This is a genomic window from Sphingobacterium sp. N143 (assembly GCF_030325625.1).
GTDB lineage: Bacteria > Bacteroidota > Bacteroidia > Sphingobacteriales > Sphingobacteriaceae > Sphingobacterium.
The window spans coordinates 87,002-112,540 of record NZ_JACAIS010000002.1; the positions used below are offsets into that span (position 1 = coordinate 87,002).

Consider the following 25,539-nt stretch of genomic DNA (forward strand, 5'->3'; position numbering starts at 1 on the left):
TGTTAACAAATCATTAAAACTGATTTATAGTAGACTGAATTTAGTAATAAAAAGGATACAAACAAAATAAATTGCTTGTCTTTATACCTATTTCTAACAATTAGCCGATCGTGAAAGAATCAGAATCCTTTAAAAATGGAAATTTCTCACGGGCTTCAATCAGATCATTGGGGTTTAAAGTAAAGGTATACAGGTCTTCATCTTCTGGTTTATAGTATACCACATCTCCCAGTGGTGAGATGCACATGGATCCTCCAGAATAATAGATATCATTGCCATCATGGCCCACACGGTTGACGCCGATGACATAGGACTGATTTTCGATCGCCCGAGCAGGGATAAGTGCCCGCCAATGTGCCGAGCGTTTATCAGGCCAGCTCGCTGTATAGACTAAAATATCATAGGCACCATTCTGATTTTTGGACCATACCGGGAAGCGAAGGTCATAACAGATCATTGGGCAGATTTTCCATCCTTTGATCTCTACCAGGATGCGTTCATTGCCGGCTTCAAAATATTCACTCTCTTTGGACATACCAAAAAGGTGACGTTTGTCATACTTAACATATTTCCCATCCGGAAACATCCAGATAAAACGATTATAATACTTGCCCTCTTCCTCGATAATCAATGAACCAGCAACAACACAATTGAGCGAGCTCGCCATTTCAAACAACCACTTGGTCGTCCGTCCGTTTGCGGGTTCAGCACATTTCTCCACATTGTTCGTAAAGCCTGTATTAAACATCTCCGGCAAAATGATCAGATCTGTCTTCTCGCGCAATGAGGAAAGTCTCAACGCCAGATTATTCAGATTCTTCTCTATATTTTCCCAGAATAAATATGCTTGAAATACCGTGATTTTTAAAGGCTCCATGAACGTAATCTAAAATTTGTTTTTATTATTTTCCTACAAAATAACCAATTCCTGGCAAAATACGAATTTTAATAGAATTTCTATTTACTGCTGTCTTACCAATAGGTTATTTGCCAACACTAATAACGCTTCCTTACGTTCGTTTGGTACATCCAAGGCCTCCATTTTTTCAAAGGCTCTCTGCGTATAAATATCCTTCAGTTCATCAGCCGCTTTTTTCACCTCATATTTGTCATACAGAGCCAGCATATCTTCCACTTTGGTGGGAATAGTGATCATATCTGCAGCTAACAGCTGTTGCAACCAGGTCGTATCTTCGGTCGAAATAACTTCCATCAGCTTCACCAACAAAAATGTCTTTTTATTGATCATAATATCTCCACCAACGATCTTCCCAAACGTATCGGGATCGCCATAAGCATCCAGTATGTCATCCTGCAATTGGAATGCCAGCCCTACGTTTTCCCCAAAGTCATAAATCAGCTGTTGCTGCTGTTCATCTGCCCCTGAAAGGATCGCGCCCAGCTGTAATGCTCCGCCCAATAATACGGATGTTTTTAGACGGATCATCTCCAAGTATTCTTCCATCTGCAAGGATATACGGCTTTCATAATCCATATCCAATTGCTGCCCTTCACAAACTTCCATCGCTACCTTACTTAAGATCTTTAAGGTCGCGGGTAGGTAAATGGGATTGCATTTGGAAATTTCCTCATACGCTTTGACCAATAGACCATCGCCAGACAGGATCGCAATATTGGCATCCCATTTTTCATGGACAGTCGTTTTTCCCCTCCGTAAAGGTGCTTTATCCATCAAGTCGTCGTGTATCAAGGAAAAGTTGTGGAAAAACTCTACAGCCTTTGCTGCCGGAATAATTTCCTCCATCCTTTGCATGCCAAATAATTCTGCTGCCATCAATGTCAGCACAGGCCGAACTCTCTTTCCACCCAAAGTTAATATATACCGTATTGGATCATATAGGTTTGATGGTGTGGCAGGAAATTGACTTGTCTCTATCGCCGCTATCACGAGTTGTTGTAAATGTTGCATATATCTTTACGATCGAATCATGCGAATATAGCAATAATCATATAGAAATGGCAATTTTGTCCCTTTAAAGGAAATCATATCAAAATTGTACATTTGTGGAAGTCTTTTGTTATGCGCATACTGATTATCCATACATACTATCAATCTCCTGGAGGCGAGGATACTGTCTTTCAGCAGGAAACCTCACTGCTCGCACAAGATCATCAGGTTCAAACACTGACCTTTCAGAACAGAAAAGGTTGGCGCGGTGCTCTACAAACCATCGGCTCCATCTGGAATATTGCCGCAGCAAATCGGCTAAAAAAAACAATCCGTGAATTCAGGCCCGATGTGGTCCATATCCACAATACACATTATGCCTGTGGCCCGATCATGATCCGTACCCTTGCAAAGCTGGGGATCCCCCAAGTGATGACATTACATAATTTTAGACTATTGTGCCCTTCAGCTACGCTGTACCATCATAATCACTTATTTCTGGACTCACTGAACGAAGCGTTCCCCTGGACAGCCATCAAAGAAAGAGCATTCAATGATTCGGCCATCAAAACATTCATACTTGCTTTTAATTATTGGTTTCACCGTAAAGTAGGCACCTGGAAAAAAGTCAACCGTTATATCAACCTGAGTACATTTGCGCAAAAGATATTTGTAGACTCCATCCTCAGGCTACCTCCCGAAAAATTTGAAGTAAAACCTAATTTTGTATTCCCCTCCACTTTAGCCGAGGCATTTGTGCAGCCTTATTTCATCTATGTGGGCAGGCTATCAGACGAAAAGGGAATATTGAACCTCATCGACGCAGTCAAAGAAACATCCTTTAAATTATATATTGTCGGTGGGGGACCACTCGCAGAAGAGGTCGAAAGAAGAATAGCAGGTCATTCCACGATTTCATACCTAGGCTTTAAAGACAGGGACAAAACCTTGACCCTGATCGCTGAAGCGCAAGCACTGATCGTTCCCTCGATCTGTTTTGAGGGGATGCCAATGACCATCCTCGAAGCCTATTCTGTGGGAACTGCAGTGCTCAGCTCAAACTTAGGCGTACTACCTGAAATGATTGTTCCCAATGAAACCGGGGATACATTTGACCCGCACAATAAAGCGGAAATTATCGCCTGTCTACGTCAATGGAACAGCAAGACAGCCCATGAAAAAGATGAGATAAGAAAGACCTGTATGGCTTATTATTTTAGTAATTTTACACCTGAAATAAACAAAGGCAGATTGGAAGCGATCTATAAAAACGCTATTAACGATATAAAATTGAACAAATGAGTATTATAATAATGGATAAGCTGGGGTTGGCACCGCAAATCCAAGCAGCTTTGGAAACAATCTATGACCCCGAATTAAAACCCGCAAACATCGTGGATCTGGGTCTTGTTTACGAAATTATCACGAAGGAAGAAGGAATCGCAAAAATTGTCATGACACTGACGGCTCCCGGCTGTCCTGTCGCTGGTGAAATAATGAATGAGGTACAGGAAAAAGTAGCTGGCATTGAAGGAGTCAAAGAAGCATTGGTCGAGTTAACTTTTGATCCACCATGGACCAAGGATATGATGTCCGAAGAGGCCAAGCTTGAACTCGGCTTTTTGTAGCCAGCCTCCTTCCCTATTGTCCCGCGCTATTATTTTCGAGATCACTCAGCTTTTTCAAGGGTTTGGTGGTCTTACTATCACTTCCAAAAAGTAGTCGCCATAGGTTACGTGATTCTTTGGTCAATAATGGTGACACTATGGAGAGGATCAGGACATAGACAACCACAAAAGACTGAATCACGGGCAACAGTGCTCCAGCTTTACCGATGTTGGCCATGATAATGGAGAACTCTCCACGTGCCGACAAGGTAAAACCGATATCGAATGAGGTTTTAGGCTTCATGCCCGAGAACTTGGCGGCAAAATACCCTGAAGCCAAATTACCCATCACGGTGACCACGGCTGCAATGGAGGCCCATAACACAGCACCACCCAGGGACATAATATCAATCGATAGCCCAAAACTGAAAAAAAACATGGCTCCAAAAAAGTCCTTATAAGGCAGCACCATGGATTCGATCCGCTTGATATACTGCGAATCTGCCAGAACCAATCCTGCCATCAATGCACCGATCGCCTCTGCAACATGGATCGTTTCGGAGAAGCCCGCGACAATAAAAAGCAAGGCAAAGATGATCAATATAAACAGTTCAGAGGTTTTCTCTTTTAATAAACGGTCAATTGCAGGGACCAGCTTTCTTCCCAGAATCAAGAAAGTCAGAATAAAGCCCAAGGCAAGTAACGAGGTTCCTGCTACTGTCCAAAAAGAGCTACTTCCGGTCAGTATCAGTCCCGAAAGGAAAGAAATGTGCATAGCAATGAAAAGATCATCAAACATGATCATCCCCATAATCACCTCTGTTTCGGGATTTGCCGTACGCTTGAGATCCGTCAGTACCTTGGCCACAATCGCTGTTGAAGAGCTTGTCATGATACCACAGAGCACCATCATTTCCTTGAAAGGCATGTCCATGAGCCATCCGATCAATAGTCCCGAAGTAAAATTCAGCAGCACATAAATTGTGCCCCCGGTGACAATGGCCTTCCCCGATTTAATTAATCTGTTGACCGAAAATTCCAGTCCCAAATAAAACAGGAGAAACAATACTCCCAACCTGCCCATAAAGTCAATAAAGGGCTTACTTTGGGTGAATGTCAGGTCCACCATCCCGATCTGAGGTGCATGTTGCCCCAATACCATACCGATGATAATGAAAAAGGGAATAACCGAAAACTTTAGCTTATTGGCAATCAGTCCAACAAAAGCAACGAGTCCAACAGCGATTCCAATTTCCAGAATTAAGGTATGTGATAGCATAGATTACAGTAAAATTTCTTTTAAAAGTTTGATATTATTCTTCTTTCCGGCGATAACAAGGGTCGTGTCCGGACTGATCAAATAAGATGGCCCAGGATTGATCACGGTTTCCTCATCTCTAATTGCAGCGATAATGGAAGCTCCCGTACGTTGCCTTACCTCCAGCTCACCAATGGTTTTACCTGCCCCCTCACATTGACCTTCTACCTTATACCATTCGATACGCAAGTCGTCCAGCGCCACTTCAATGGTTTCCAACGCTTTCGGTTTATAGGACAATCCTCCGATAATACCCGCAATCTGACGAGATTCATCATCGTTGAGTGTCATCACACAGCGCGACTCATGTTCTTCATCATCATAGCGATACAGCTCCCGCCGACCATCATCATGGATAACAACGACCATATTGTCTCCGGCATCGGTTTCAATTTGAAATTTCTTTCCAATTCCAATCAGATCGGACTCTCTTACAATAGACATAATCTTCTATTTAAATAAATACTATAATAAAACAGCAAATAGCCATTAAATACTAAACCACAAATTTAACCAAAAATTCAATCTTAAACGAACTTATATCTCCAGATCCCAGCTGATTATCAGGAGGCGGATCACCCCAAAATACAAAAAAAAGACAGAAAAACGAGCTTTTAGCCGGTTTAATTTGCCTGCTTTCCTGCAGTCATACGAATGCCATTATTTTAAGGGCATCCTGATCAGTTCAACCTCCAAAACCCTGAGCTCTTCTTATTTTCTTTATTACAAATGACAATCGCTATAACGTTTTCGTAGTTCATGCAATCGTTTGCTTCTATCCGGCAAAGAAACGGCATAGCTTTATTTCTTTATTATTGCCTTTGAAAAACTGATAAATCTAAATTACACACTATGGTCAAAAAGAGTCATCTCATCCTTCTGACACCCTTATCACTTCTGTCATTAGCAGCACCTTTATACGGGACAGCATATCCCCGTAACCTGACAACCGTTACCCTACTACAAGGTCAACAACAGTCCATTTCGGGTAAGGTTGTTGACGAGAACGGGAAACCCCTCAGTGGCGTTACAGTAACGGAGAAAGGTACAACCACAGCTACCACCACCAACCAAGATGGTGTATTTAAATTAAATGTGGCATCCCAAAATTCCGTTCTATTATTTAATTCCATAGGCTTTGCCCCACAGGAGCTTCCAGCATCACGGGCTACACAAGTTATCTTAAGCAAGTCTGAGGATATCTTGGACGAGGTTGTAGTGGTTGGATATGGTAAACAGAAAAAAAGCGACCTCACAGGAAGTGTCGCCACTGTAGAGGCGAAATCCCTTGAAAGCATCAATTCACCCAACATTGTTGACAAATTACAGGGAAAAGTCTCAGGTCTGGCAATCAATTCAGGCTCTGCCAAACCAGGCGAAACAGCCTCGATCAATATTCGTGGTGAAAATTCTATATCTGCATCCAATTCGCCATTGATTATCCTTGACGGGATCCCTTTTAGCGGTTCGTTAGGTGATATCTCTTCCAATACAATCGCAAGCATCTCGGTATTAAAAGATGCTTCATCTACCGCAATTTATGGTTCGCGGGCAGCAAATGGGGTAATCTTGATTACCTCAAAAAAAGGTGCCATAGGAAAACCCCGCATTAATTATAACGGCTATTTTGGTGTACAAAGTGTTGAACGACGTCTGAATTTAATGGACGGGCCTCAATACATCCAATTTATGCGCGATTATCAGGCCTCCAAAGGAAAAACAGGTGATCAACTCAATCCTGAAAATTACCTTTTTGCCAATGTACTGGAGCAATATAAAAAAGGCGAAGAGGTCAACTGGCAGGACGAAGCATTCAATAATGCTGCGCCGATGCACGAACATCAACTTAGCTTCTCGGGAGGTACAGAAAAATCGGACTATTATGCGTCGGTCAGCTATCTCAACCAAGATGGAGTTGTTAAAAATAGCCCATATGAACGCTATAACGTCAACTTAAATCTGAATCAAAGCTTAAGCTCTTGGCTTAAATTAGGCATGACCATGCAAGCCTCACAAGGCAACCGGAATGGCATACAGCCCAATCTTGAAAGTGTGGTCAAGCTTGCTCCTTACAGTAAAAACCGGGAGGCAGACGGCAGCGCTGTGACTTATCCTATGTATGCCCAGACCTTATGGGCACATCCATTTGCCGATGAAAATGGTCAATGGGACAACACCCGGAGAACCGTCTATGCGAACAGCTGGCTTGATGTCAAACTCCCCATTGAAGGATTAAGCTTCAAAACCACATTTGGTACCAATTACAGAAATATCAACGAAAACTCTTACTATGGGTCAAATACGGTAACTGGCCGTGGTGTAAATGGCACAGGATCTATTTATAATGAGCATTTCTGGGATTGGACCTGGGAAAACCTCCTGACTTATGACCGCACTTTTGGTGATCATAAAATCAATGTCGTTGGATTATATTCGTCCCAAAAAACCAATTTGAAGACTTCCAAAATGACAGGTGATGATTTTGTGGCAGATGCCGGTTACAATAATATGGCCTCGGCTTCCAAAAATCTAAAAATAGAATCTAAACTTCAGAATACAGCGATGATCTCCTATATGGGCCGGATCAACTATTCCTTCAAGGACCGTTATTTACTGACCTTGACTGGCCGTTCGGATGGTTATAGTGCCTTTTCAGTCAATAATCGCTATGCCTTTTTTCCATCGGTCGCCGGGGCTTGGGTCATTTCCAAAGAAGAAGGAGTACAGGATTATTTTGATCTGTTAAAACTACGTGTTTCCTATGGTAAAAATGGGAATCAGGCCGTGTCTCCTTATCAAACCTACGATCGCTTGACCAATGTGGACTATATCTTCGGATTGGATCCAGTCAAAGGGCTAGTGATGAATTTCAATGGTCGTGGGAGCAATCTGACCTGGGAAACCACATCATCCCTAAATGCGGGTTTGGATTTCGGCATTCTGAACAACAGACTTTCCGGAACAATCGATTACTACACTTCTAAAACTACCGACTTGTTGCTGAGCGAACAGGTACCTGTGATGAATGGTTACAATTCGATTATGACCAACATTGGGGAGACCTCCAATAAAGGTATAGAGGTCACCTTAAATGCTGTGACTTGGAAGAATGATAATTTCCAATGGAATACCACCGCCAATTTTGCCTACAACAATAATAAGATCACAAAATTGCGCGCTGATGGAAAAAATGACCTGACAAACGCATGGCTTATTGGCCAGCCCATCCGTATTTTCTATGACTATAAGGTGATCGGTGTATGGCAAGAAAGTGATGATATTGCCAATTCATATCAACCTAAAGCAAAACCTGGGGATGCCAAGCTCGCTGATATCAATAATGATGGGTTAATCGATGCGAATGACCGTACCGTCATGGGGAACAAAATTTCACCTTATACCTTAGGTATTGGCAATGATTTCACCTATAAAAATTTCTCATTCTCCATATTTATGAATGGTGCCTTTGGTGGAACGAAAGTAGATGACTTCAAAAATATTGAACGCTTCCTGCCAAACAATGGTGCAAATTATCTTGCTGACATGGCCTATTGGACACCAGAAAATCCAAATACAGATATCCCTTCACCGGGTTACACTCCTGTCAACAATCATACCTATTACATCAATTCGTCCTATTGGCGCATTCGGGATCTAAGTTTGGGATATACGTTTGACGGGGGCTTCCTGCAAAGGCTGAACCTCTCTTCAGTCAGAGCATTTATCAATGCACGCAATCTCTATACGTTCTCAAAAATCAAAGGTTACAATGTGGAAGCCTTGAGTGTCAGTTCGACCACAGGAAATCCGACCTCAACAAATATTGCGAGTCCATATCCAGTAGCCAGAACATTCTCATTGGGCATAAATGTTCAATTCTAATCACATTTAAACATCATGAAGAAAAGAAACACAACTTTATATGCAATTTTAGCGGGTCTGAGTCTTTTATTTACAGGCTGTAGCAAAGATTTTTTGAATGAAGACACCAGCAGTTTTCAATCGCCTGACAATACCTACACGAACACCAAAGGCTTTGAGACTGGTCTTAACGGTCTTTACGCTTATGCGCGGATGGAATTTTGGACCTGGAATGGCAGTATTTTTTCACAGGGAGCCACACCACAGGAAGCTTTGCAAGTTGGAACAGACATTGTAGCCATTAAAACAACGGGAACCGATGCAACTCTGGCTCCATTCAGCAATTACACATTGAATCCGGCGTCCTCTTATGTACGCAACTATTGGAAATATGCCTATGGATTCATTGGTAATACCAACACCATCCTTGAAGCCCTGCAAAAAGAAGGGATCAATTGGACCGATCCGGACAATGATCCTAAACGTGTGGAAGCCACTGCCCGATTCTTTCGTGCCTACAGTTACCGCTACCTGGTCAATCTCTATGGTGATGTGCCCTGGGTAGATAAGGTATCCGAAACACCGCGCCGGGATTTTACCCGCACGCCTAAAGCGGAAGTGCTGGCACATATGATCGAAGACTTAAAGTATGCCGGAGAAAATCTACCGGACAATCCTGGAACTGTTCAGGAAGGTAAACTGACAAAATGGACCGCATTACACTACTTAGCTGAAGCTTATCTTCAAACCGGTCAGCCAGACCTAGCCGCAGAGGCAGCTAACAAAGTCATTCAAAGTGGTTATTTTAAGTTGACTGACCAACGTTTTGGTGCCGAAAAGGATAAACCCGGAGATTATTTCCATGACATGTTTATCGAAAACAATCAAAACCGTTCTTCAGGCAATCAGGAGACCATATGGGCCATCCAGCTGGAATATAATACCCAAGGTGGTGGCGACCGCTATACCGACTGGAGCAAACGTGCTTGGGTTCCTTTCTACTCGCAGCAAAAGGGCTTTGCCTTGGCGGACTCACTCGGAGGTAGAGGTTTGGGGCACGTACGCCCTTACCAATGGTGGTTGGACAGCTATGAAAAACAGGATGTGAGAAATTCGATGTACAATATCAAACGCGATTGGTATTACAACGATCCTTCCGTTCCTGAGCTATACGGTAAGAAAATTGAACTAACCGATGCGATCATAGAATCAGGAAATGTGTTTCCAACCACAACAAAGTTTTTTTATGGAAAGACAGCTGTGGACCCTGCATTTGAAGGAAATATGAAGGACCGCGTCAAAGTCCGTCTGGCAGAGACCTATCTACTCTTGGCCGAAGCGTATATGCGTGCCAATAAACCTGATCTAGCGAAGGACGCCGTAAATGCAGTTCGTGGTCGTGCTAAGGCTTCTTTGATCGAAGCTTCAGCAATCAATGTTGATTTTATCCTGGACGAACGTGCCCGGGAACTTATGGGTGAGGAAATGCGCCGCATGACATTAGCCCGTTTTGGGGAAGATGTTTTCTTGCGTCGTGTTCAGGCTCTGAATGCACAATCCAAAGCCGTGGTAAAAAAAGAATTTATTCTATGGCCTATCCCACAGGAAGTCATCGACAGCAATACAGATGCTGATTTCCCGCAGAACCCCGGATACTAAATCTATAAACCTCCATGGCCTCAAAGGTCCATGGAGGTTTTCTAACATACAGATAGGGATTTCTGCCTACTGTGCTTCAACCAGCTTATAACTTCCATCTGCACGTAGCTGACTGCGACCTACCGTAATATTCTTTGAATGGTAAAAGAGAAAGATCCACCCTGCCGGAGCACCTTCTGCCCAATATGCCTGTCGTAATTCTTTGGACCTACGGCCATCATAATCATATTTGGCCACATAATTATGAAAAATCTCCTCAGGTTCGGGCAACACATCACCACCAAAGAAATAATGCTCTTCCCCAGTACGGATATGAAAAGCTTGATGATGTGGCGTATGACCGCCATTCAGTGCATAGCTGATTTCAGCATTTATCACACCCTCACCTTCTACCAAAACCAGGTTTCCACTCCGTTGTACCACATCAAAAATCTCCGTCCGATAGGAAGCCGAAAGCCCCGAATAGGCATCCTCCCATTCTCCCCGCTGTACAATGTATTCTGCTTCTGGAAAAGCAATACGCGGTGTACCACTTTCCAGCGTCACCATTCCACCAGCATGGTCTTTATGTAAATGTGACATCAGGACATAACGGACATCATTGGGTTCGTAACCTAATTTTCGAATATTACGATGCAATTGCAGCACGGCATTTTCATCGGCATGCCCCAGTCCTGTGTCACAGATCACAATACCGGCAGCCGTCTCAACCAAAAAAGGATGGACATGGATAAACATGGATCCTGGGCGGTCTTTGGGATCGTCTACAGTCGGATCAAAGGGGACGAATTTTCTACTTTTATCAACGGAAAAAGAACCTTCATATAAAGAATAAGCCTGCACCATATTTAAAACATTGGGAATATGCACGTTAAGAAACAGCTGTTCAATACCCCATTGAGGAATTAGGTAAGTCCAGCCTTAAAACGTATATTTACACTTAAAATACGGTGCAAAGATATGCAAAAAAGGTGGGTACTAAAATCTAAAACTGATGTCAAAATAACCAACAAACTACGCGACGAATTAAATATCAACGCTGTTTTAGCAGAGTTGCTCGTAAGCCGGGGAGTTGAGACTTTTGATGAGGCAAAACAGTTCTTTAGACCGCAGCTAGCAGACTTGCATGATCCATTTTTGATGAAGGATATGGAGAAGGCAATATCCCGAATCATCCAGGCCATCGGCAACAAAGAAAAAATCCTGATCTATGGGGATTATGATGTGGATGGCACAACGGCTGTGGCCGTCGTCTATAGTTTTTTCAGGGACTTTCATAGCCAACTCGAATTTTATATTCCCGATCGCTACGCCGAAGGTTATGGCATATCCACCCAAGGTATTGACTATGCTGCAGCAAATGGCTTCACCTTAATCATTGCATTGGACTGTGGGATCAAAGCCATCGACAAAGTAGATTATGCCAACAGTAAGGGTATTGACTTCATCATTGGGGATCACCATTTACCTGGCGATGAACTGCCTAAAGCACATGCGGTACTGGATCCAAAACGTGCAGATTGTCATTATCCATATAAAGAGCTTTCGGGTTGTGGTATTGGTTTTAAGATTATCCAGGCTTTTATTCTGACCAATGGGATGGATATCAATGCCTGCTATCAGTTTTTAGATCTTGTCGCTGTCAGCATTGCTTCGGATATTGTGCCTATTACCGGTGAAAACAGAATCCTCAGCCATTTCGGACTGATCAAACTCAACACCAATCCTTGCGTTGGGTTAAAAGCTTTAATCGACTTATCAAATAATCGGACAAAGATCTTTACGGTCAATGACATTGTGTTTCAGATCGGTCCACGTATCAATGCCGCAGGACGCATAGACCATGCCAAAGACGCCGTTAAGCTTCTCATTTCAAAATCCCTTCAGGAAGCTAAAGATTTCAGCTCAAGTATTGACGACCAGAATAATGTACGGAAAGATTTTGACCTGAAAATAACGGAAGAAGCCTTGGCCCTTATTGAAGATAGTGTCGTACTTAAAAGCCGAAAATCGACCGTGCTCTACAAGTCCGACTGGCATAAAGGGGTCATCGGTATTGTAGCTTCACGCCTGACAGAAAAATACTACCGGCCTACTATCATTCTGACGGAGACCAATGGCCATATCGCAGGTTCATGCCGTTCGGTCATCGGCTTTGATTTATATGAGGCGCTCAGTGAATGTGCCGACCTATTGGAACAGTTCGGTGGCCACAAATATGCCGCAGGACTGACCATGTCCCTGGAAAATGTCACGTTATTCCAGGACAGATTTGAAGAAGTCGTCGCACGCCGCATCAGTCCCGAAATGCTGACTCAGGAAATCTTAATTGATGCCAAGCTTCACCTGAAAGAGGTTGATGCCCGGTTTTTCCGTATCCTGCAGCAGTTCGAACCCTTTGGCCCACAGAATGAAGCACCGATTTTTCTGAGCAAAAAAGTAAGTGCGGTGGGACAGGCTTTTTTGGTTGGCACAAACCACCTTAAAATGACGGTTGTACAAGAAGATTCCGCATCATTTGACTGTATTGGTTTCGGCCTGGCAGAACATATTGCACACATCAATTCGGGACAGAATTTTGATATCTGCTATAGTATCGAAGAAAATGTATGGCGCAATAAAAGAAATTTACAGCTCAACATCAAAGGGATTAGATATGAGTTCCTTTGAACGCCAACGCAGCAACAAGACCGCTTGATAATAACAAGATATTAAATATATTTACAAAAGATTAGATAAAAACTCCCTTACGCAGATTATTGCGGATTGTAGACAAAATCTGAGGTTCCATTGGATAAATAAGAGTAGATAATTTCTAAAAAAGATAGGTCAAGAAGATGATTTTAAAGGCAGAACATCTCATAAAAAAATATAAGCAACGTACTGTTGTCAACAATGTTTCTTTCCATGTAGAACAGGGGGAGATTGTGGGTTTACTGGGACCAAATGGTGCCGGAAAGACCACTTCCTTTTATATGATCGTGGGTTTGATCAAGCCCAATGAGGGAAAGGTCTTCTTGGATGATCTGGAGATCACACAGGACGCCATGTACCAACGTGCGCAACGGGGTATAGGTTATCTCGCGCAAGAAGCCTCCGTCTTTCGTAAACTTTCGGTGGAAAATAATATTCTTGCCGTATTGGAAATCCATTACCCCAATAAAGAAGAACGTTTGGCCAAGCTCGAAGAGCTGTTGACTGAATTCAGCCTACATCGTGTCCGAAAGAACAGGGGCGATTTACTCTCCGGAGGTGAACGCCGTCGTACGGAAATCGCCAGGGCTTTGGCAGCAAACCCATCTTTTATCCTTTTGGACGAACCCTTTGCCGGGGTGGACCCCATTGCGGTCGAGGAAATTCAGACCATTGTTGCAAAACTGAAAACACGCAATATCGGCATCTTGATTACGGACCACAATGTACAGGAAACCTTGTCGATTACAGACCGGGCTTACCTGTTGACGGAAGGAAAAATTATGCTGACAGGTACCCCTGAAGAAATTGCAGAGAATGAGCTTGCCCGTAAGTTTTATCTTGGTCGCCATTTTGAGTTAAGAAGGAAAAAATTTTAAAATATAACGAATAGCATCTCTTATGGCCTTATTAAACTCCATTTTTACTTGGTTCATGAAAAAAAGAATTCACCAGATTGAACTTTTCATGAAATATCCGCATGATGTGCAAGAAGAATGGTTTCAAAGTTTAATCTCTACTGCCGAGGCGACAGAGTGGGGAAAAAAATACGACTACACGAGTATCCTCACACCGGAAATATTCAAAGAACGAGTTCCTATACAAGACTATGATGATATCAAGGGTTATGTGGACCGCATGATCAAAGGGGAACAGAATATTCTATGGCCCTCAGATATTAAGTGGTTTGCCAAGTCATCAGGGACAACATCCGACCGGAGCAAATTCATCCCCGTCAGTGAGGAGGCACTTGAAGAATGTCACTTTCAGGGCGGAAAGGATATGTTGACGATCTATTGCCATAACAGACCTGAAAACCGAGTCTTCACCGGAAAATCAGTCGTCATTGGGGGATCTTCACAAATCAACAATTTCAGTCCAGACTCTTATTATGGTGATTTATCATCCATCCTGATCCGCAATCTCCCTTTTTGGGCTGAATTTAAACGGACCCCCAATATGGAAGTTACTTTAAATCCCAATTTCGAAGAAAAAATTGAACAGATTGCCCAAATAACCATCAAAGAGGACGTCACCAGCCTGGCTGGCGTTCCGACATGGAATATCGTGATGGCCAAACGCATCCTCGAAATTACGGGAAAGGATAACCTTTTGGAAGTATGGCCGCACCTGGAATTTTATGGTCATGGTGGCGTGAGCTTTAAGCCTTACCGTGAACAGTTCAAAAAACTGATCCCTACGGATAAGATGTATTACCTGGAAAACTACAATGCTTCCGAAGGGTACTTTGGATTACAGGATCAATCAGATTCGGAAGACCTCCTGCTGATGTTGGACTATGGTATTTACTACGAATTCTTACCCACCGAAAGAATGCATGAGGAAAATCCCGTCACTTTACGGCTGGACCAAGTAGAAATCGGGAAAAACTATGCCTTGATCATCTCCACCAATGCCGGCTTATGGCGTTATAAAATAGGTGATACGATAAAATTTACTTCTTTATCCCCCTACCGCTTTCAAATCTCGGGGCGCACCAAGCAATATATCAATACCTTTGGGGAGGAAGTTATTGTGGATAATGCCGAACAAGCATTGGCAGAAGCCAGCAAATTAACAAACGCACGTATCAAGGATTATACCGCTGGCCCAGTATATTTTAAAGATACTGAAGCTGGAGCCCATGAATGGATCATTGAATTTGAACAACAGCCCAATGACTTTAAACGTTTTGGCGAAATATTGGATGCCAAACTGCGGGAAATCAATTCTGATTATGATGCGAAGCGATTTAAGGATATGGCACTGCGATATCCAATTCTTCATAATGCACCAGAGAATACATTCTATAATTGGATGAAATCCAGAGGAAAATTAGGTGGACAGAACAAGGTTCCTAGATTGAGCAATAGCCGTGAATACCTTGACCCCTTATTGAAAATGTTGCACAATTAAATGGACTTATGCATTTTGGAGATTAGCCAAAAAATTGTTTCCATGCTGTTTTTTGGCTAATCTCTTTCTGTTTAAGGTTTAATTGCGGTCTTGTATAAAAACACAAAAAAACCAAGGATAAAATTCACAGAAATGCCTTTCTTCTGAATTTCAACGTCACGCTGTAACAATTCGCGAGTTTCATCCGATGTTACTTCATTGCTTTTGTTAAGACTGTGAGTCAATTCCATACTAAGTTTATTTTATGATAAGTGATTTTATAGCGTAAGTGCAGACCCCAAGTCCATTATGGTCGCATTCTTTACAGCCAAACTTTATGCCATAAATACGCAAGCCCGTGTTAATTAATACAAAATTAACACAATTAATTAATAATACAGAATCACAGGGTTATTGAAGAAGAAATTATTTAATATCTTACAAAAAGTGTAGTAAATCGGGGAATCACTGTCCGAAATAAAAGGCATTTTATCCTCGGGAAATTATCATCCTAAAGTGTTATTTATATTTCAATTTTTCCTAACTTAGCTTACATAATATAAAAAAATAAGATGAACGCGACAGAAAACTATTCAATTCGCGTAGAGCCAACGCAAAATTCAAGACTCTCGCAAGTAGATTTCGACAATCTAAAATTCGGAAAGATTTTATCCGACCACATGTTGGTGGCAGACTATGATGATGGTGAATGGAAAGATGTCAGCATCGTCCCCTATGGAGATATCAGCATCAGCCCTTCTATGTCAGCATTGCATTATGGTCAAGCTATATTCGAAGGGGTCAAAGCGTATAAATTTGCAGATGGCACAGTGAGTATTTTCCGTCCAGATAAAAACTGGGAACGGTTCAACAAATCTGCGGCGCGTTTACAAATGCCCGAAGTTCCTGAAGAAATTTTCATGGACGGCTTAAAAAAACTGTTGGACATAGACCGTGACTGGATTCCTGCAAAAGAAGGTTCATCATTGTATATCCGTCCATTTATGTTCGCTACGGAAGCTGCACTGGGTGTACATCCATCGAAATCATATAAGTTCATTATTATCACAGGTCCAGTTGGTGCTTATTACAGCAAACCGATCAGCCTCAAAGTTGAAACATACTATACACGTGCTGCGGAAGGTGGTGTGGGATTTTCAAAAAATGCAGGGAATTATGCCTTATCACTTTACCCTACCCAACTGGCTAATGATGAAGGCTATGATCAGATCATGTGGACTGATGCATCAGAACATAAATATATTGAAGAAGCAGGTACAGCAAATCTTATTTTCCGCATCGGTGACAGTATCATTACACCGCATGGAGATACCATCTTACATGGTGTGACCCGCCGTACGATCATGGAATTGGCAGAAAAATGGGGATACAAGGCTGAACAAAGAAGGGTATCTGTACAAGAACTTATCGATGGTATTAAGGCCGGAACGGTAACGGAAGCTTTCGCTGCCGGGACCGCAGCGACCATTACGGATATTAACCGTATCGGTTTTGAAGGTCAGGACTATCACCTACCTCCGGTCGAAGGCCGTGAGTTCTCCAATCGCGTATTGCAATATTTGAATGAATTACGCTATGGCAAGGTGGAAGATGCTTTCGGATGGAATTTCTTGGTTAAATAAACCAACAATATCAATAAAAAAGCTGTTGTTGACACAACAGCTTTTTTATTTTCGGAATGTCCTTATCGCTTCATCCATACTCAATCGGATGAGTTTTCAGCCAATTTCAATTTTATGAAATCAATAATTTCCTGCGTTTCTGTAGGCTGGAACCAATGTGTATTTCCATATTTTTTAAACCAAGTAATCTGCCGTTTCGCATAGCGTCTAGAATTCTGCTTAATCTTATCCACGGCCTGGTCCAAGGAGCTATTTCCATCCAGATAATCAAACAATTCGGCATAGCCTACGGTCAGCAATGCTGGTTTTGCTCTGAAAGGAATTAGCGCGCGCACTTCCTCCAACAGTCCTGCTTCCATCATCTGATCGACACGTCGGTTGATCCGCTTGTACAATTTGTCGCGGTCCATATTCAGTCCGATGGTTAAAATATCAAAGCTTCTCGCTTCCATATTTTTTTTATGATAGGACGACATGGGTTGACCTGTTGCTTCAAATACCTCCAGTGCACGTATCACCCGTTGAGGATTATCCACGTCAGCAGTCTCGAAATAAATCGGGTCAATGGCTTTTAATTTTTCTTTCATTGCGCCGAGCCCCAAAAGTGCAAGCTCTTTATTGAGCCGCTCACGTACCTCTGCTCCTGCTTTTGGCAGGTCATCCAATCCTTCGCAAAGTGCCCGGACAAACAGCCCCGAACCGCCTACCATGACTACCACATCATGTTGTTGAAAAAGCTCAGCCAATTTCAACAACGCCTCCCGTTCAAAGTCCCCGGCTGAATAATCCTGAGTAATACCATGTGAATTCACAAAATGATGCGGCACAGCCGCCAGCTCCGTTGCATCAGGTTTGGCCGTACCAATCGACATTTCTTTATAAAACTGCCGCGAATCGGCAGAAATTATTTCCGTATTAAAATAGCTAGCCAACGAAATAGCCATTGCGGTTTTTCCCACAGCAGTGGGGCCCACAATGGCTATCAATGTTTTTTTATTTGCCATATTTAATTGCTTCAAATGCGCAGGTCAGGCATTTTAGGCATATTTAATTAATATTCGTCCTCGTAACCATTGGATGATTCGCCTTCCTCACCATTTTCTTCATCCTCATCATCGCCATCACTGCCAAAGCCGTCCAATTCGTCATCATCGTCCACACCATATTGTGTATCGTCTTCTTCCACATAATCCTCATCGTCATCTTCAGCACCTGAGACAGGAAAATTGGCCGCTGTCATTGTTTTAGGCACCTGGCCTATGGTCTTGAATAATGCAGGATATTCCTTTCCGGCTTCTTCTTTTAGAATCTTGATCAATTCTACCTGAAAATCATAGGGCCGGTCAAAATTATAGATGTAATAAAACTTTTGATGAGGATCATCGATAAACTTGCTCAGACGAATATTCTCCATCAATAATACCTCAGCCTCTTTTTTACGCTGTGTAGGTTTAAATGCAATTTCAGTTCCTTTTTTCCATTGGTCATTGCTCACATAAAAAGAGGAAGAAGCCTCTGCTGCATAGCCTGTCGATTTATGGATTTCCTCATGCAGGTCTAAAAATGTACTTTTGGAAGGCATATCAATCTCGCGATACACATCCTCATAATCTTCAAAAGTAACTCTAAATCTATAAATTGCCATTATTAGAAGTAAAAATCAAAAAGTAAAAATTAAAATAACTTGTAAGACCTGATTCAAAATTAATACTATATTTTAAGAATTGGAAATTTCCAATGGGATTTCTTGTTTGACGGACAGGCCCATATCCTGCGCCTGTCTGACCAGGTATTGATAAGCTTCGACTCTAGAATTAGGGATTTCTCCTTCCAGGATTGCTTCGCGGATCAAATTTTTCAATTTTCCAACAGTACGTCCTGGAGTCAGCCCAAATAACAGCATAATATCTTCACCACTAATGGGGGGCTGCCAATTCCGGATCTTATCCCGCTCCTCCACATCTTTCAGTTTTTGCTTAACAAGTTCAAAATTCTGTCGATACTTTTTCTTCTTAAACTCATTTTTGGTAGTCACATCGGCATGGCACAGCATCATTAAAGCCTCGATATCATCTCCAGCTTCAAAGAGTAGGCGTCTGACGGCAGAATCCGTGACAATATCCTGCGCCAGGACAATTGGACGGAGATGCAACTGTACAAGTTTCTGTACAAATTTCATCTTCTCATTCAATGGCAGCTTCAACTCGGCAAAGAGCTTAGGGACCATACGTGCTCCCCGGTCCTCATGCCCATGGAAGGTCCAACCTAATTTTTTATCAAACCGTTTGGTAGCAGGCTTGGCAATATCATGCATAATGGCTGCCCAGCGCAGCCAAAGGTCATCCGACAATTCACATACATTATCCAGAACTTCCAGGGTATGATAGAAATTATCCTTATGCCCTTTTCCGTCAATGATATCAACGCCATGCAAATGGTACATTGCCGGAAAGATCAATTCCAACAGTCCGGTATCAAAAAGATATTTAAATCCTACTGAAGGCTTAGGAGAAAGAATAATTTTATTGATTTCATCAATAATGCGTTCCTTTGAAATGATCTTGATCCGATCTTTCGTTGCTGTGATTGCCGTAATGGCATCAATAGCGATCTTAAAATTCAGTTGTGTCGCAAAACGGATCGCACGCATCATTCGTAGCGGATCGTCAGAAAATGTTTCAATGGGATCAAGCGGGGTACGAATCAAGCGATGTTCGAGATCATGGATACCATTAAATGGGTCAACCAATGTACCATAATCCGATTTATTTAACGAGAAAGCCATCGCATTGATGGTAAAATCGCGGCGATTTTGATCATCCGCCAGTGTACCGTCTTCTACAATTGGTTTACGCGAATTGGCACGATAGGACTCTCGTCGAGCACCCACAAATTCTACATTCAATCCTTCATAAACCAACATTGCTGTTCCAAAATTCTTGTAAACGGCAACTTTAGTATGAAGTTTTTCACCCAATAAAGTGGCAAATTCAATGCCACTGCCCACCACCACAATATCCACATCATTCTTAAACGGACGCTTCATAATATAATCACGCACATACCCCCCAATGACATAACACGCAGTATTTGTCTTTTCAGCGAGCTCTTTAATGATAGAAAATATTGGATGTTGTAAATTATCGCACATAGTTAGAACAGCAGGTAAAAACCAAAACAGTTTGCAAAAGTAATAATTTTTTCCCCTAATCCCTATCTTTGGATAGTTTACGGAATGCCAATGGATTTTTAAGCAGCTCTGCTTGCTCTCGGCGGCGTTTTACGATGTGAAGTGCAGCGAAAATAGCTTCCACAAAAGAGCTGGACGATGCCAGGTTTTTCCCGGCAATATCATAACCCGTGCCGTGATCTGGCGATGTACGGACAATAGGCAGCCCAGCAGTAAAATTCACACCGGCGCCATTGGCGATATGCTTGAAGGGTATTAATCCCTGATCGTGGTACATGGCCAAGACGGCATCAAATTTTTCATAGGCCCCTTTTGCAAAGAAACCATCAGCAGGATAAGGTCCAAAGCAGAATATACCCTGTTCATTTGCTTTTTCCAGCGTTGGCCGGATAATCTGGTCATCTTCAGTCCCTATAATTCCATGATCCCCGGCATGTGGATTAAGCCCAAGAACGGCTATTTTGGGTTTCTCAATCCAAAAATCCTTCTTCAAAGATTCATTCATCAGGATCAATTTTTTCAGGATCGCATCTTCCGTAATATTTGCCGCTACATCATGCAATGGAATATGTCCAGTCACAACCCCGATGCGCAATTCATCACAGACCATAAACATCAGCACATCATCCGCCTCCACTTTAGCTTGCAAATATTCTGTATGTCCCGGAAATTGAAATCCTTCTTGCTGAATATTGTGCTTATTGATCGGTGCCGTTACCAAAGCATCTATTTTGCCCGCTTTCAGATCGTCAATCGCCCTTTCCAAAGATAAAAAGGCGTATTTCCCACCAATTTCATTCTCCTCGCCCAGTGTTATTTTGACATCTTCCTGCCAACAATTGATCATATTGGCCCTTTTGCTGTGGGCTTGCTCAGGATCATTGATCACATTAAAACTAAAATCATTTACCCCAATGGCCTTACGATGAAATGAAGCAACTTTTGTATTTCCATAAACCACAGGTGTAAAGAAATCACACATACGCTGATCTACCAAAGATTTAATAATTACTTCAAGTCCAATGCCGTTTATATCGCCAACGGTAATACCGATTTTTAGTTTATCACTCATCCTATTTAAAAGCTTTGAATCAAAAATAGGGATTTTTTTTTAGTATTGAGTAGTTAGATATGAGTATTGAGATTTTGGATGTACGAGCCCCTGGCCTTAAAGCTTTCTCTCCCTTTTGAATTTTTACTTTTGACTTTTTACTTTATAAAGCTTTTAAATTTCTAATTTTGTGTCATGAGTACAGTTAGAGCAAAAAAACATTTAGGACAGCATTTCTTGAATGATAAGAATGCCGCACAGCGTATCGTTGAAGCCTTAGATCCTAAATTGGGTTTTGGCCAGGTACTCGAAGTCGGTCCGGGAATGGGTGTGCTTTCTGATTTTCTATTACAGAAAGAAGAGTATGAGACCTATTTGATCGACGTTGACGATGAATCCATTGCCTATCTGGACGATAAGTACCCACAGCTGGGTGAGCGGTTAATTCACGGGGATTTCCTGCATCTTGATTTTTCGCAGCATTTCGGTGAGAAGATGGCCGTGATCGGAAACTTTCCCTATAATATTTCCTCCCAGATCCTTTTTAAAATTTTGGATGAACGACAACGTGTCGTTCAAATGGCAGGTATGTTTCAGAAAGAGGTCGCTGAGCGCTGTACGGCAAAGGCGGGCAGTAAAGAATATGGTATCTTGAGTGTTTTTCTTCAGGCTTACTATAAAGTAGAATATTTATTTACCGTCAAGGCAGGGGCATTTAATCCACCTCCAAAAGTATTGTCGGGGGTAATCCGCATGACCCGGAATGACCGTGAAAAACTGGATTGTGATGAAAAGTTATTTTGGCGGGTCGTTAAAGCGGGCTTCAACCAGCGTCGAAAAACCCTGCGCAACTCCCTTTCAGGTGTCATTCCTAAGGACAGAATGTCGGATAACCCGCTTTATGAGCTACGTGCAGAGCGGTTGACTGTGGAAGATTTTGTCAGCTTAACCAACGAGATCGCAAATTGCCTTTAATATGATGCTGGTAGATGGCACATGTATCATTGTCGGTGGCGGAATAGCTGGATTATGTGCAGCAATCGGCCTCGGAAACATGGGTATTGAAGCCCATGTCTATGAAAGTGCATCCGAACTGAAAGGCATAGGTGCGGGCTTTGGCCTTGCCGCCAATGCCATGCAGGCTTTGGAACATCTTGGGATCAAAGAGGAGATCAGTCTACTGGGGCACTATCTTGATTCTTATCATGTCTTGGATCAAGGGGGGGCTATTTTGGTTGCACCAAGCACCCAATCGATCAGTCAAAAGTATCAACAAGATAATTTTGCAATCCATCGTGCTGATCTACATCGGTTCCTTTTATCCAAAATCCCCGACAGCCAAATTCATCTCGGTAAACGGGCCGTTTCTTTTGAGCGTGAAGGCGACGGGGTACACGTTCATTTTGCCGATGGAAGCCAGGTATCAGGGCAGACGCTTTTGGTAGCCGATGGAGTACATTCACTTTTACGTCAACAATTGGTTCCGGGCTCTATTCCACGTTATGCGGGGTACACCTGTTGGCGGGCAACCATTGATAATAGCAGCATACAGCTTAAAGAAGGCAGTGAAACCTGGGGGAATAAAGGTCGTTTTGGAATGACCCCTTTGGTAGGCAACCGTATCTACTGGTATGCCTGTATTAATAGCTCACCACAAAACCCTGTTTTGAAACGTTGGACAACGACAGAGCTGCTAGATAATTTTAAGCATTACCATAGCCCTATTCCAACGATCTTGGCAGAAACAAGGGACAGCGACCTGATTTCGAATGATATTATCGATATTGCCCCTCTCCGCCAGCTGGCATTTGACAATATCCTATTGCTCGGAGATGCTGGCCATGCAACCACACCCAATTTAGGACAGGGAGCCTGTCAGGCCATCGAAGATGTTGCCGTGCTCATGGATGAGCTGAACATGGCAACATCCATTCCACAGGCTTTCAAACGGTTTGAAAAAAGACGGCTCGAACGGGTAAATTATATCTGCAACACGTCCTGGAAAATAGGAAAAATTGCCCAATGGGAACATCCCCTATTGATTGGGATGCGCAATTTTTGTATGAAAGTCATGCCCAACAGTCTGAAGCAGCAACAGTTAAACAAATTATTGTCCGTAGACTTTATGCAAATCCATCGTAGCGCTGACCGATGATCGAGTACTTTTCGAGCACGGTTTAACGCATGGGAGGTGAATATGATAAGAGTAAGAAACGCAGGAATATACATAACTAATTTAAATCGATGAAAACCAACATTCTGATTGTCGACGACATCCATGAGATCATGCTCAGGAAATTTGAACAGGCAGGAATTTCCTATAACTATCAACCTGACATCCAGCGGGAAGATGCCGAAAAAATCATCGCTGATTATTCGGGATTGGTCATCCGATCCAAATTTCAGGTAGATCGCGCTTTTTTTGAGTTAGCCCCCAACCTACGTTTTATTGCACGTGCAGGGGCCGGTATGGATAACATAGACGATGAATGTGCATTACAAAAGCAAGTAGCCTTAATTTCTGCCAATGAAGGTAACTGTGATGCGGTAGGCGAGCATATGATCGGTATGCTACTGAGCCTGATGAACAACCTAAACCGTGCTGATCAGCAAGTGCGGTCAGGCCAATGGCTGCGTGAAGCCAACCGTGGATATGAACTTAAAGGACGCACTGTTGGTTTGATCGGATATGGGCATAATGGTATGGCAATGGCGAAAAAACTATCCGGTTTTGATGTCCATGTGTTAGCCTATGATAAATACCGGGTCGATTATACCGACCAGTATGCACAGGCTGCAGACATGGAAACCATCTATCAACAGGCCGACATTCTAAGTTTTCACATCCCCTTAACGGCTGAAACCGAAGGTATGATCGACCGACAGTATCTCTCCAGATTTGAGAAACCCATCTTCTTCTTACTTGGTGCGCGGGGAGGCATTGTCCATGTGCCCGCTGTATTGCATGGACTCGATCAAGGCTCCATTCTGGGAGCTGCCTTTGATGTGCTGCCCGTGGAAAAATTCCCCAAATTAGCGGAACAGCATTGGTATCAGGATCTCATCGGGCGGGAAAACGTTATGTTATCACCCCATGTTGCTGGCTGGACCTTTGAAAGCTACTATAAGCTGTCAGCCGTAGCTGCCGACAAAATTATTAGGTTTTTAAAGTAATGATGATCATCAAAATCTTCCGTATTCAATACTGCACAAAACAACGATCAGAAATTGAATGACCAGGCTTCCATCCAATAAATAGGCGTAATGATAATGATCTTTGGTCTTAAATACCGCTAGTTTCAATAAGGCCAGTATCAGCACATTAGTCAGGATAAGTCCGGTTTTAATATACAATGCATAAGGGGCGACAATAATCAGAAGACAATGCAGCACCACTAATGTATAGGTCAAATTTTTTGCTTTCTGCTCGCCTAGCATATTGGGGAGCGTACGTAGATGGTAATACGAATCTTGTTGGATATCACGGATATCGAAAGGAAGCGTACAGATGATCAGGAAGATAAACTTCAATCCACAGAGTGCGACAAACACCCAACGATCGATAGGATCCGCCATGTTCAACAGCTCGACATAAGGAAGTACCACACTACTGCAGACCCAGACCAAAGCAATATGAAAGATCTTGGCTCCTGGGATCTGTCGAAGTCCTACTTTCCGGTCATGGAAAGTAAACAGCGGCATGCCATATAATAAACTTAATACGCCAATAAAGCCCAAAAATAGAAATGAATAGATATGGATATGCCACAAACTATAGCAGAGAATGGCCAAAGCAATACCGTTGTTCATCCACATCACCCATTCATGGTTAAATATCCAGCGCGTACGGGGAAATTTTGATTCTTTCGGGTTCTTGGGTTTGGACCACCACAGGCTAAAATTATAAAGTAACAGGGTTGCTGTCCCTTCCACCAAAACAATATACCAATTGATCTGCCGTTCAAAAATAATATAAGTGAGTGCACATTGTGCCATAGCGGCCAATGCGATTAAAAGATTCGTGTAGATACTGATATAAAATAGCTTTCTTAGAAACAACATCGCTCTGGTAAATCTAACTGCAATATAACAATCTTGATAGATAAAAGTCGTTTAACATTATATTAAACATCAAATTGTTGATAAAATGAGCAAAAACCGCTAAATTGTACACCGAAATTGATTTATAAAAAACAATTTCGCAACGATAACA

Annotated in this window: 21 protein-coding genes; 11 read left to right on the plus strand and 10 right to left on the minus strand. The window is 42.4% G+C overall.

The annotated features are described in order from the left end of the window. Positions 1-100: 100 nt before the first annotated feature. A complete protein-coding gene (locus HX021_RS04205) occupies positions 101-877 on the minus strand; it encodes an amidohydrolase (protein WP_286588631.1) in 777 nt (258 codons plus the stop codon). Positions 878-961: 84 nt separating this feature from the next. After that, positions 962-1,930 (minus strand): polyprenyl synthetase family protein, encoded by a 969-nt coding sequence (locus HX021_RS04210; RefSeq protein ID WP_286588632.1) that lies wholly within the window; start codon positions 1,928-1,930, stop codon positions 962-964. A 93-nt stretch (positions 1,931-2,023) separates the two neighbouring features. Between HX021_RS04210 and HX021_RS04215 the strand changes: the two genes are divergently transcribed. Both HX021_RS04215 and HX021_RS04220 read left to right on the plus strand, forming a co-directional pair. Then, entirely contained in the window at positions 2,024-3,211 is a 1,188-nt protein-coding gene (locus HX021_RS04215) for a glycosyltransferase family 4 protein (protein WP_286588633.1), read from the plus strand. Then, positions 3,208-3,537 (plus strand): metal-sulfur cluster assembly factor, encoded by a 330-nt coding sequence (locus HX021_RS04220; RefSeq protein ID WP_286588635.1) that lies wholly within the window; start codon positions 3,208-3,210, stop codon positions 3,535-3,537. Before HX021_RS04215 ends, HX021_RS04220 begins: the two co-directional genes overlap by 4 nt. A gap of 13 nt (positions 3,538-3,550) precedes the next feature. Here the strand turns inward: HX021_RS04220 and HX021_RS04225 are convergent, their stop codons facing one another. Continuing rightward, entirely contained in the window at positions 3,551-4,795 is a 1,245-nt protein-coding gene (locus HX021_RS04225) for a cation:proton antiporter (protein ID WP_286588637.1), read from the minus strand. Positions 4,796-4,798: 3 nt separating this feature from the next. After that, on the minus strand, positions 4,799-5,278 hold the full coding sequence (locus HX021_RS04230; RefSeq protein ID WP_286588639.1) for a cation:proton antiporter regulatory subunit: 480 nt from the start codon (positions 5,276-5,278) through the stop codon (positions 4,799-4,801). Between the two features lie 408 nt (positions 5,279-5,686). Here HX021_RS04230 and HX021_RS04235 point away from each other — a divergent pair, with 408 nt between their 5' ends. Together HX021_RS04235 and HX021_RS04240 are read left to right on the plus strand one after the other, a co-directional pair. Continuing rightward, entirely contained in the window at positions 5,687-8,716 is a 3,030-nt protein-coding gene (locus HX021_RS04235) for a SusC/RagA family TonB-linked outer membrane protein (protein WP_286588640.1), read from the plus strand. Positions 8,717-8,731: 15 nt separating this feature from the next. Continuing rightward, entirely contained in the window at positions 8,732-10,354 is a 1,623-nt protein-coding gene (locus HX021_RS04240; protein WP_286588642.1) for a RagB/SusD family nutrient uptake outer membrane protein, read from the plus strand. A 66-nt stretch (positions 10,355-10,420) separates the two neighbouring features. Here HX021_RS04240 and HX021_RS04245 read toward each other — a convergent pair whose 3' ends face one another. After that, positions 10,421-11,200, minus strand: a complete 780-nt coding sequence (locus tag HX021_RS04245; protein ID WP_286588644.1) for an MBL fold metallo-hydrolase — start codon at positions 11,198-11,200, stop codon at positions 10,421-10,423. Positions 11,201-11,314: 114 nt separating this feature from the next. Here HX021_RS04245 and recJ point away from each other — a divergent pair, with 114 nt between their 5' ends. The 4 genes from recJ (at position 11,315) to HX021_RS04265 (ending at position 17,085) form a co-directional block, all read left to right on the plus strand. Continuing rightward, on the plus strand, positions 11,315-13,024 hold the full coding sequence (recJ, locus tag HX021_RS04250; protein WP_286588645.1) for a single-stranded-DNA-specific exonuclease RecJ: 1,710 nt from the start codon (positions 11,315-11,317) through the stop codon (positions 13,022-13,024). A 167-nt stretch (positions 13,025-13,191) separates the two neighbouring features. After that, positions 13,192-13,926, plus strand: a complete 735-nt coding sequence (lptB, locus tag HX021_RS04255) for an LPS export ABC transporter ATP-binding protein (protein ID WP_286588647.1) — start codon at positions 13,192-13,194, stop codon at positions 13,924-13,926. A 22-nt stretch (positions 13,927-13,948) separates the two neighbouring features. After that, positions 13,949-15,463 (plus strand): GH3 auxin-responsive promoter family protein, encoded by a 1,515-nt coding sequence (locus HX021_RS04260; RefSeq protein ID WP_286588649.1) that lies wholly within the window; start codon positions 13,949-13,951, stop codon positions 15,461-15,463. A 551-nt stretch (positions 15,464-16,014) separates the two neighbouring features. Next, positions 16,015-17,085: a branched-chain amino acid aminotransferase gene (locus HX021_RS04265; protein WP_286588652.1), complete on the plus strand. Its 1,071-nt coding sequence runs from the start codon at positions 16,015-16,017 to the stop codon at positions 17,083-17,085. A gap of 80 nt (positions 17,086-17,165) precedes the next feature. On the opposite strand, the gene miaA is transcribed toward HX021_RS04265, so the two are convergent. The 4 genes from miaA to pdxA form a co-directional block, all read right to left on the minus strand. After that, positions 17,166-18,089, minus strand: coding sequence for a tRNA (adenosine(37)-N6)-dimethylallyltransferase MiaA (gene miaA, locus HX021_RS04270; RefSeq protein WP_286588654.1), 924 nt, complete (start codon positions 18,087-18,089; stop codon positions 17,166-17,168). 47 nt (positions 18,090-18,136) lie between these two features. Beyond that, positions 18,137-18,730, minus strand: a complete 594-nt coding sequence (locus HX021_RS04275) for an IS1096 element passenger TnpR family protein (protein WP_286588657.1) — start codon at positions 18,728-18,730, stop codon at positions 18,137-18,139. Positions 18,731-18,802: 72 nt separating this feature from the next. Further along, positions 18,803-20,236 (minus strand): CCA tRNA nucleotidyltransferase, encoded by a 1,434-nt coding sequence (locus HX021_RS04280; RefSeq protein WP_286588659.1) that lies wholly within the window; start codon positions 20,234-20,236, stop codon positions 18,803-18,805. A gap of 55 nt (positions 20,237-20,291) precedes the next feature. Beyond that, a complete protein-coding gene (gene pdxA / locus HX021_RS04285) occupies positions 20,292-21,347 on the minus strand; it encodes a 4-hydroxythreonine-4-phosphate dehydrogenase PdxA (protein ID WP_286588661.1) in 1,056 nt (351 codons plus the stop codon). A 174-nt stretch (positions 21,348-21,521) separates the two neighbouring features. Here pdxA and rsmA point away from each other — a divergent pair, with 174 nt between their 5' ends. The 3 genes from rsmA to HX021_RS04300 all read left to right on the plus strand — a co-directional run bounded on the left by rsmA (position 21,522) and on the right by HX021_RS04300 (position 24,500). Beyond that, a complete protein-coding gene (gene rsmA / locus HX021_RS04290) occupies positions 21,522-22,301 on the plus strand; it encodes a 16S rRNA (adenine(1518)-N(6)/adenine(1519)-N(6))-dimethyltransferase RsmA (RefSeq protein WP_286588664.1) in 780 nt (259 codons plus the stop codon). 1 nt (position 22,302) lies between these two features. Further along, a complete protein-coding gene (locus tag HX021_RS04295; protein ID WP_286588665.1) occupies positions 22,303-23,481 on the plus strand; it encodes an FAD-dependent monooxygenase in 1,179 nt (392 codons plus the stop codon). 89 nt (positions 23,482-23,570) lie between these two features. Then, on the plus strand, positions 23,571-24,500 hold the full coding sequence (locus tag HX021_RS04300) for an NAD(P)-dependent oxidoreductase (RefSeq protein ID WP_286588667.1): 930 nt from the start codon (positions 23,571-23,573) through the stop codon (positions 24,498-24,500). A 9-nt stretch (positions 24,501-24,509) separates the two neighbouring features. Here HX021_RS04300 and HX021_RS04305 read toward each other — a convergent pair whose 3' ends face one another. Continuing rightward, positions 24,510-25,388, minus strand: coding sequence for a UbiA prenyltransferase family protein (locus HX021_RS04305; RefSeq protein WP_286588669.1), 879 nt, complete (start codon positions 25,386-25,388; stop codon positions 24,510-24,512). Between the last annotated feature and the right edge of the window lie 151 nt (positions 25,389-25,539).